The 8,105-nt window shown below is 65.5% G+C and carries 9 protein-coding genes and 1 pseudogene; 4 read left to right on the top strand and 6 right to left on the bottom strand.

From position 1 onward, the window contains the following. The 3 genes and pseudogenes from ACWEJ6_RS53970 to ACWEJ6_RS53960 all read right to left on the bottom strand — a co-directional run. Window positions 1-112, bottom strand: a 112-nt coding sequence (locus ACWEJ6_RS53970; protein WP_452433519.1) for an SCO4402 family protein, incomplete at its 3' end; no start/stop codon positions are given. Beyond that, a complete protein-coding gene (locus ACWEJ6_RS53965; RefSeq protein ID WP_452433517.1) occupies window positions 105-230 on the bottom strand; it encodes a hypothetical protein in 126 nt (41 codons plus the stop codon). The genes ACWEJ6_RS53970 and ACWEJ6_RS53965, both read right to left, overlap by 8 nt. A 681-nt stretch (window positions 231-911) precedes the next feature. After that, window positions 912-2,243: pseudogene (locus ACWEJ6_RS53960) on the bottom strand (IS481 family transposase); the annotation flags it as partial. A 559-nt stretch (window positions 2,244-2,802) separates the two neighbouring features. Here ACWEJ6_RS53960 and ACWEJ6_RS53955 point away from each other — a divergent pair. Beyond that, window positions 2,803-3,444, top strand: coding sequence for a hypothetical protein (locus tag ACWEJ6_RS53955; RefSeq protein WP_452433515.1), 642 nt, complete (start codon window positions 2,803-2,805; stop codon window positions 3,442-3,444). Between the two features lie 211 nt (window positions 3,445-3,655). On the opposite strand, the gene ACWEJ6_RS53950 is transcribed toward ACWEJ6_RS53955, so the two are convergent. Beyond that, complete coding sequence (locus tag ACWEJ6_RS53950) at window positions 3,656-4,222, bottom strand: integrase core domain-containing protein (protein ID WP_452433513.1); 567 nt, start codon at window positions 4,220-4,222, stop codon at window positions 3,656-3,658. Then, the gene (locus ACWEJ6_RS53945; protein ID WP_397357046.1) at window positions 4,219-4,605 is read right to left on the bottom strand and encodes a hypothetical protein; all 387 of its coding nucleotides are present in this window, start codon (window positions 4,603-4,605) and stop codon (window positions 4,219-4,221) included. Before ACWEJ6_RS53945 ends, ACWEJ6_RS53950 begins: the two co-directional genes overlap by 4 nt. A 125-nt stretch (window positions 4,606-4,730) precedes the next feature. Here ACWEJ6_RS53945 and ACWEJ6_RS53940 point away from each other — a divergent pair, with 125 nt between their 5' ends. Together ACWEJ6_RS53940 and ACWEJ6_RS53935 are read left to right on the top strand one after the other, a co-directional pair. Continuing rightward, window positions 4,731-5,363, top strand: coding sequence for an SMI1/KNR4 family protein (locus ACWEJ6_RS53940; protein ID WP_452433511.1), 633 nt, complete (start codon window positions 4,731-4,733; stop codon window positions 5,361-5,363). A 276-nt stretch (window positions 5,364-5,639) separates the two neighbouring features. Beyond that, window positions 5,640-6,086 carry a hypothetical protein gene (locus tag ACWEJ6_RS53935; protein WP_452433509.1) on the top strand — a complete coding sequence of 149 codons (447 nt, stop codon included), beginning with the start codon at window positions 5,640-5,642 and terminating at the stop codon, window positions 6,084-6,086. A 503-nt stretch (window positions 6,087-6,589) separates the two neighbouring features. Here the strand turns inward: ACWEJ6_RS53935 and ACWEJ6_RS53930 are convergent. Next, window positions 6,590-7,201, bottom strand: coding sequence for a hypothetical protein (locus tag ACWEJ6_RS53930; RefSeq protein WP_452433507.1), 612 nt, complete (start codon window positions 7,199-7,201; stop codon window positions 6,590-6,592). 643 nt (window positions 7,202-7,844) lie between these two features. Between ACWEJ6_RS53930 and ACWEJ6_RS53925 the strand changes: the two genes are divergently transcribed. Then, window positions 7,845-8,105, top strand: a 261-nt coding sequence (locus ACWEJ6_RS53925; RefSeq protein WP_452433505.1) for an SCO3933 family regulatory protein, incomplete at its 3' end; no start/stop codon positions are given.

The raw sequence follows: 8,105 nt of genomic DNA, 5'->3' as shown, positions 1-8,105 counted from the left end.
TCCATTCAGGATGGTCGAGATACGCGTTGTCCGGAGCGGTTGGGCCGAGGTCATCGAGTACGTGCAAGAGGGCGTCGACCACCGTCTGCACGAGGCCACGCGCCCTACCCATCGTCGGCGCGCTCTACCTTGTCGCCGTCACCGCCGCCGCAGCCGCGTACGACCAGGCTGCGATGCGCACCTTCCTCGCGCAGGCCCGATAGATCGCCGCTGATCTTCTCGCCGATCAATGACCGACTGCAGCCGTCGCGAAGATGCCTGATCGCTTCCGCCGTTTCGCTCGCTCATGTCCTCCATGACGTGTCCCCGAGGGGCCAGCCGTCCATCGCTCGACGGCCACAGCTTGTCTGGTCTCACTTGATGCTTGACGCTTTGGCCTCGGATGATGCTTGACACTCCTAGCCGATCTTTCGCTTCTTAGTATGCGCCTGGGACTTGAGGCGGGTGATCTCCTGGGTGGTGGTTCGGGGCACGACACGGATGGGCTCGCCGTTGTCGTGCACGGTGATGTGGGTGTCGTCCACGGTCACGTCCAAGATCTTGCGGGCGTGAACCCGTCCGACCTGGATCTTCTGGCCGACGACCTGGAAGTGGCCGCGGCTGCAGACCACCCGCTGGACGGTGACAGGCTCGACCGGAGAGGTGGGCGCTGCTCCGGCGGGACGGGCGTTGCGCAGGGTGGCGCATTCGGCGAGTGGCAGCGGGCAGGGCACGGCGCGCAGCAGCAGGCGATCCTCGTCCATGACGCGGGCGGTGATGCCGTCCAGGCGCACGATGACACGCCGACCGGCCAGGTGGGCGCCGACGCACAAGGCCCGACTGGCCAGGCTGATCGTGCCGGTCGAGCTGACCTGCCGGTCCACCTCGACGGCGCTCACCTCGATCGGAGGCTCGCCGGCAGGCTCGTCCGGTGCCGGACGGGCTTGGCCAGAAGCGAGCAGCGCGGCCAGGTCCTTGACGGTCAGCCGGGAGGCCACGCTCTTGAGCCGCCCACCGCCGGTGGTGAACACATGCAGCCGCTGCGTACTGATCCACACGGTGATCGACATGCCCGCCCGATCAGGACCAAGCCAGAGCTGCTGGCCCCCGATCGACAGGTTCCCCGAGGCGGGCACGATCCGATCGACCTCGATCGCCTGGCGCGACAGCGGATCGACCGAGGCCATCACAACGGGCGCAGGCCGTTCGGGCAGATCGTCGCGGTCGCCGGCCGGAACCGGGAGATCCGCAGGCGCCGGAGCGGCTCCCGGAGCCGAAGCGGTCACCGTGCTCAAAGCTGCGGGCAGATGCAGCGGCAGTTCCCGCTCTGCCCGCATCTGCCCGGAGCTGCGCTCGGCGAAGAACCGGTCGGCGGGGAAAGCCATGTCCAGCGCCTGGTGCGGCCGGGCGGTGTTGTAATGCTCGGCGAACGCGTCCATCTCGCCCTGCGCGGCCTCGATCGAGGTGAACGAGAGCGCCTGCTCCAGCAGCTCGCGACGCACGCTCTGATGGAAACGCTCGATCTTGCCGGTGGTGGTCGGGGTGGTCGGGGTGCGCGGCGCGGTGTGACGCAGCTTGATGCCGTTCTCCCGGCAGACTCGCTCGAACAGCACCTCACCCGCCTTCGGACCGCCGAACCGGCCGGTGAACTGCTTGCCGTTGTCGGTCAGCACCTCAAGCGGCACCCCATAGACGCGCATCGCCGTGGCGAACGCGGCACACACCATCCGCCCGGTCGGCCGGACCACCACCGAGGCGATCACACAGAACCGGGAGTGATCGTCCACTCCGGTGATCAGCTTGGCCTCGCTGCCGTCGGCCAGCAGCAGCCCGCCCATGATGTCCATCTGCCACAGCTGCATCGGCCCAGGACGCTCCCAGCGGCGGTAATCCTCACGCCGGCGCCGCCGGGCGACCGGCTCGACCATCCCGTTACGCACCAGGACCCGGTAGATACTCGCCCGCGACGGCAACGGCTCCACCCCGCGCCGGCCCAGCTCCCACAACAGCGTGCGCGGACCCCACCGCGGATGCGCGCGCCGCAGCTCGCAGATCAACGCCTCGATCACCGGCGGGGTCTGCATCGGGTGCGCCTTGGGCGCATGCGACCGGTCGGCCAGCCCTGCCAGGCCGCCGTCCTGATACCGGCGCACCCAGCCATGCACCGACTGCCGTGACACCCCATACCGTCCGGCCACGTCGGTGACCTTCGCCCCCGACAACACCTCGATCACCGCGTGATAGCGCTGCTCCACGACACTCAACTCCACCAATGCCATCTGAGCCTCCCCCGAAGCGCCGATAACGCCACGAGCAGGCACAGATAACGATCAAGGTGTCAAGCATCAAGCGAGGCCAGAGTGTCAACCATCAAGCGAGACAGGACACGACGGCCACAGCTCAATTGCCGAATTGTTCTTTGAGGCATCAAGCGGCGGCGCGGCGCGCTGCCGTATCCCCGGCCCTCCGCCCGCCGCCGTCCGGGCGTGCGGCCCGGGGCCGGTCCCGGACGGCGGCGGGACACCGGGCCGGCCATCGCACGCCGCCCACGCCGTACCGACCGAACGCGCTGACCGGGGTTGCCACGCCGCCGTACAGATGCAGCGCTACGATTGCCACGGCGTGGCTGGTCACTGTGCCTGGCTGGAGGATCGAGGTCCAGGGTTCGTTCCTCACCCTGGTCCAGCGGGCCAACGTGGCTGATCCCTCTGCAGGAAGGCCTTCGAACCGCCGGGGGAGCGCTCGATGAGGGCGCGTACCGGCAACGCCGATAGGGTGACCAGCTCATCCGAGAGACGGAGCTCGAAGGAGTTGCGCCGGGACATGCTGTTTGACCTGTGGACGGTGGTAGATGGATCCGATCGAGCGCAGTGGGACTACGCGCCACTGGAACGTGTCGGCCCTCTGCGCTTCGGCATGAGCCCGCAGGAAGCGATCACCGCGATGGAAGCACGGGGATATGCCTCCGAGGCCGTCTCCCAAGTCGGCCAGGTCGTAGGCCCATTCGAGCAGTTGTGTACGCGATTTCGCGCCATGAACGCTCCCACCTACCGAGTGGACACCGTGGGGTACTACGTCGGCCCCGTGGGATTGACCTGCATTACTGTCGACGCTTTGTCCGGACCCCAGGTCTCGTTCGATGGAATCCGGCTGGTAGGTCGGCCGCCTTCGGAGCTCTCAGCTGAGCTCAGCGCCTACCTGGAGAAGACCAGCAGGGAAGTCAGGTTCACGCCAGAAGGGGACGTTGGCTCAGAAGAGCTGGGGATCTACCCGCGTGCGCAGCGAGCTGGCGATGTTCTGCTTACCCGGCTGGTCTTCGGTCGGCCCAACGACTGGGCCAACACCATGGAGGACTGTATTCCAGCCGACGAGTGGCGCATCCACTGCCCCGCCCGTGTGGGACGACCGCTCACCGCGCTCCATCTCATGATCCGGAGTATGCGCGGAATGATCTTTGATGCCTGAGGTAGGTCATAATGGCTCCGCCGCAGGTGGGCTGCCATGCAGATCCGGAACACATGATGCCCTGTCAAGCTGTCGATCGGCGCCTTGCTGTACTGGCGCCGCTGACCGCGTAACGGAGCCAACGATGCCTCACCCGCGCGGTCGTCACTGCGGGGTGTTGGCGTTCCGCCAGTTGCTGAGGGCCTTGTCGACGTTCTCGTGTCAACTGAGCTCACACGCGGTCACCGTGACACTGTGATCGTCCGCTCCGCTCAAATGCCAAAGTGGGGGCCACGATGAGTCCGGACAGCCGTCTTATGGGCGTAGCCAGTGCGGCCGCCAGGGTTGAAAGGGACTCGTTGAGCACTTCGAATGGTGGCCGGTAGCCGAGCGCCGAATGCAGGCGCCGGTGGTTGTAGAACCCCTCGATGTAGCGGATGACCTGCCGTCTTGCCTTGGCTCGGGTGGTGAAGACGAAGCGGTGAATCCATTGGTTCTTGAGCACGCTAAAGAACGACTCGGCCATCGCGTCGTCGTAGCAGACGCCTGTGCGGCCGACCGAGCGGCGGATGCCCGGGCCGGTCAGGAAGCGGCCGAACTCATCTGAGGTGTTGCCAGTTCGAGATCGTCCATGGGCGTCCACCGCCTTCAGAAGCGCCTGCTCAACGACCTCTTCAGCTTGATCTGGTTCCACGGGCGTACACCGACGTCCAGGGACGTTGTTGGCAACATTGTCAGCGAGATCGGCCAGACCTCGGTTGTCCCAAGACGGCTGCTGGTCCTGCCGCTCGGCGGTCAATCGGTCCGCTGCACCGCGGGTACGAACCCGCCCCGGGCCTTCCGGCCATCGGCCAGTGCCGCCCAGTCGTCCACCGCACTGTGCGAGTCGACGACCAGCACGACCGCACCGCCGGAACGGTCGACGGCTTCCAGCCATGCGAAGCGCTCTTCGGCCTCCTCGGGACGGGCGATGCCTTCGACGAAGATCCCGGAACCACCGGGGCCATCGACCACTGAGGCGGTCAGGCCGGCGAGGAACTGCCAGCCCTCACAGGGCAACGGCCTGCCTGCATCGAGCCGGAAGCCGGGAAGCCGCTCGATCTGTTCGGTCGAGACGAGAACCAGTACTGGTACGGCGCCGGCGAGGTAACCGGCGTCCTCGCGAGGAATGTAGAGCGGCATTCGGTGAGTATCGCACCACCCTGCCTGCGGCCGGATGCTGGGGCACGCCGTCCAAAGCCGCTCTTAGTCACCCGCTCTTCGACGCCATTAGCCTATGCGCGTTGACGTCTCAACCGGGAGAATCCATGCGATCAGACATCAGCCTGGATGAGATGGCTGCCGAACTCTCCCGGCTGGCTGATCCCTCAACGGCTGTGCCTCTGCCGGAATCCGAGGTTGTGGCTCTTGAGGGAGTGATCGGCGCGCCGCTGCCTGACGAGTTCCGGTCATTCCTGCTGCGATTCGGCCGGGGAGTCCATCCAGGCCCCTTGCTCGACCTGCATTGGATCGTGGAAGAGACCCAACGGGAGCATGAGGACTTCCAGGAGGAACCCGAGGTCGCCGCCTACCCTTGGGAGCCCTTCCCGGTGACCCGGGATGATGTGCGGCAACTGCGGCGCCTCGCTGCCGAGGAAGCAGACCCCACCCTGTGGATGGACAAACCCTCATCCGGGACCATGTTCCTGTGCAGCCACGGGTGCTCGTGGATCAGCATGCTCGCCATGAACGGCGAGTACGCCGGCACGGTCTGGCTCACCGAGATGGGATGGGTGAAGGACATGTACTGGTGGCCGTCGGCTCCCTGGAGGGATGTTGAGCCGTCGGGCCGTCTGCATGGGGGCTGGAGCGAACCGGTGCCGTTCCTGGACTGGTACACACGCTGGACGCGGCAGATCGTCAGGCGTCATCGGCGCTCGCGGCAGCCTGACTTTCCTTGATCGTAGAGGCGTTCATTCTTCCTTCCCAGGCGAACTCCAGCGCCTTGATCCACACCCCACCATTTGATCCGTCGAGAAGGGCAGCCTCTTGGTCCAGGCGCCTTTGGCCTGGCCAGGTGGTTGAGGGTGGCTGGAACCGGACGGCGTAGTAGGGCTGTGTTGCTGTACTTCTGCGCTGTACAGCAGCGGACAGAACCCGCATGCCCAGTGGCGAGGCAGCTACCAATCGCATCAACACTGCCGTGCTGGACCGATCCAAAGTGTATGCATGATCCTATGACCGCGTTACGACGACACCCCCACGCCGCCGCCGCCGTGCTTGCACTGGTCGGCCTTCTCACCGCCTGCGGCGGCGCCACGACCAACAAGGACGCCGCGACCATCATCGGTGACCTCGGTACCAACGGCGTGCCCGCCAAGCTCGGCACCGTCTACGACGAGAACACCGACCCGAACAAGCTGCTTGGCCGCCCCAACGGCTACCTCAGCAAGGCCGAGTTCACCGATAGCAGGGTTAAGGCCGATAAGGCGGGCAGTGTCGAGGTGTTCGAGGACGCCGGCAGTGCCGAGGCCCGCGCCGAGTACATACAGGCACTCGGAAAGACTCCGATGCTGGCTGAGTACACGTACGTTAAGGGGAACGTCGTGGTACGCGTGGACAAGGACATGGCCCCCTCAGACGCCAAGGCGTACGAGGACGCACTCAGCGAGATCGTCGAATAGCTCTAAACGCCGAAAACGTCCCCGTCTCCGGAAGAGGACGGGGCCGAAGCCACTGGGCCCAGCGAAGCTCTACAGGCGGTGGGAGTCCCGAGCGGTCAACCTCTCCACGTGGGGAGGTGTTCCCACTGATGGAGTCTAGGAGGATCGAGCTTCTGACTTCCTCCTCGCAAACGGGGAGCCAGCCACGACATAGACGGCTCCTCACCCTGCTCAAGCGGCAGATGCGGTCCGGTGGCGTGTGATCGTGTAAGGCGGTGTTGCTGTATCCCTCTGCTGTACACAGCGCCTCGGTCGGCGGCCCGCCCCGCACCCGATGGCAAGGGGACCCGTACCGCAGGGCCGCCAGGCCCGAGGAACGGAAGCCACGCGGCAGGGCATTTCAGCAACCGCTTTAGGAGAGCAGTAGTCGCGCGTTGGGCGTCGAGCTGCCTGATCCGCGCGAACGCCGCGCCTAGCCAGTGGCGCTCATGTGAGCATCCTGTACATGTCCCGCGCTCATCGTTCTACCGCCTACCCGGGCGGTCAGTAGAACCTGCCTCAGCAGCGTCACCACGGACAGTGATGATTCGATCTGGTTGCCCAAGTCCTCTTGTGTCGATCCAGCCTCGGCCCCGCGTGAGTCCGGCGGCCACCAGCCGAACCCGCTCTCCTGGCGGCGCCAGGGTGTCGTTGTACATCTGACACAGACCTTCTCCAGTGTCAGAGAAGAGGTACCTGCTCGCGTAGATCTGCCCCCGGTGAACCCACTCGTAGCGGACGACATGGCGGCGCATCAGGGCGTCGAACCACTCCGCGGCGCGGTCCGCCAGTTGTTCCGGAGAACCCGAAGCAATGAGGGCGAGGCCGGTGGGCTCATTAGGCAGGGTGAATAGCTGATTGTGAAGCTTGTCGCCGTGGATGCGGCAATCCTCTACCCGGACGCCCGCTGTGAGCAGGCTGAGGTTCTCGTCCGTCGAGTTGAGATCGATGAAGAGGACGGGGAACGAGCCATCGTCTGTGCGTTCCAGCCATATGCCCGCTGACCATTCGACCGCCCGTATTTCGATCTGAGCCATGAAGGCGCATTGTGCCTCGCTGAGCTCAGGTTCACATTCACGCCAGTCATCCAGGAACACCTTCAGAGGGTAAAGCAGCACTCCGAGAGGCGCCATGGTGTCCTTGAGCGCTCCGACACGGGCCCGCTGCGTTCCGCGTGTTCATACCGACGCCAGGCTGACCTTCCGCTTTTCAAGTGTAGCAATCACCGCGGTCTCCAGCTCCTACCAGGAGCCAGCCAGTCGTTCGCAGTGCTCGTCGTGTGAGGTTGGCGGCCGACGTTGCCGTCAGCGTTGCCGTCACAGATACCGCCATGCCCAGTGCCGAGGCCCGACGAAGGAGGGCCTCGGCGGCGATCGCCCCAGCCCGTGAGAGGGATACCGTAGTCCGCGATCGTCACCGCCTCAGCCCCGCTCCAACGGGGGCTTCCGAACTCGCCGCGCCATGACGACAAGATCACGTCACCATGCGCCAACCTGTCATGCACGGATGGCGCGATAAGGAGGCTACAGGGCACGATGGCAACGACCGCACCGGCCCTTCAACCGGAGGACCCACCTCACGGCGGCGACCGCCGTACGGCATGTCGATGCGGAGGCGGGCACGCCCAGCCAGGGGATCGGATAGTTTCACCTGGAGACGGTAGGCGACGCCGACGTCGCCGGCGGCCTCGACCTTGCGGGTGGATAACTAGCTCAGTCACCCTGAAGGAGACCAGCTCTCATGCGCACCATCCCGATCCCCGTCGACACCTCCAAGCTCGTCATCACCTGCGTGAAGGCGCCGAAGCCGCGCCTGGTCAACAAGGACACCGGCGAGATCAAAACCGACAAGAACGGCAACACCGTCTACGAGGTCACCGTCTCGGTGGAAGACGAGTTCGGCCGGATCGAGCTGGTCAAGATCGGCACCTCGGGGGAACCCCCTATCACCGCCGGTCAGCAGGTCAATCCGACCGGCATGGTCGGCTACGTCTGGGAGATC

Source organism: Nonomuraea sp. NPDC004702, from assembly GCF_053601695.1.
This window is presented reverse-complemented; position numbering and strand designations above follow the sequence as displayed.

Excerpts from the sequence above, each read along its gene's own strand:
- ACWEJ6_RS53935 (WP_452433509.1), top strand. The coding sequence starts at position 5,640 with ATGACCGCGTTACGACGACACCCCCACGCCGCCGCCGCCGTGCTTGCA.
- ACWEJ6_RS53955 (WP_452433515.1), top strand. The coding sequence starts at position 2,803 with ATGCTGTTTGACCTGTGGACGGTGGTAGATGGATCCGATCGAGCGCAG.
- ACWEJ6_RS53945 (WP_397357046.1), bottom strand. The coding sequence starts at position 4,605 with ATGCCGCTCTACATTCCTCGCGAGGACGCCGGTTACCTCGCCGGCGCC.
- ACWEJ6_RS53940 (WP_452433511.1), top strand. The coding sequence starts at position 4,731 with ATGCGATCAGACATCAGCCTGGATGAGATGGCTGCCGAACTCTCCCGG.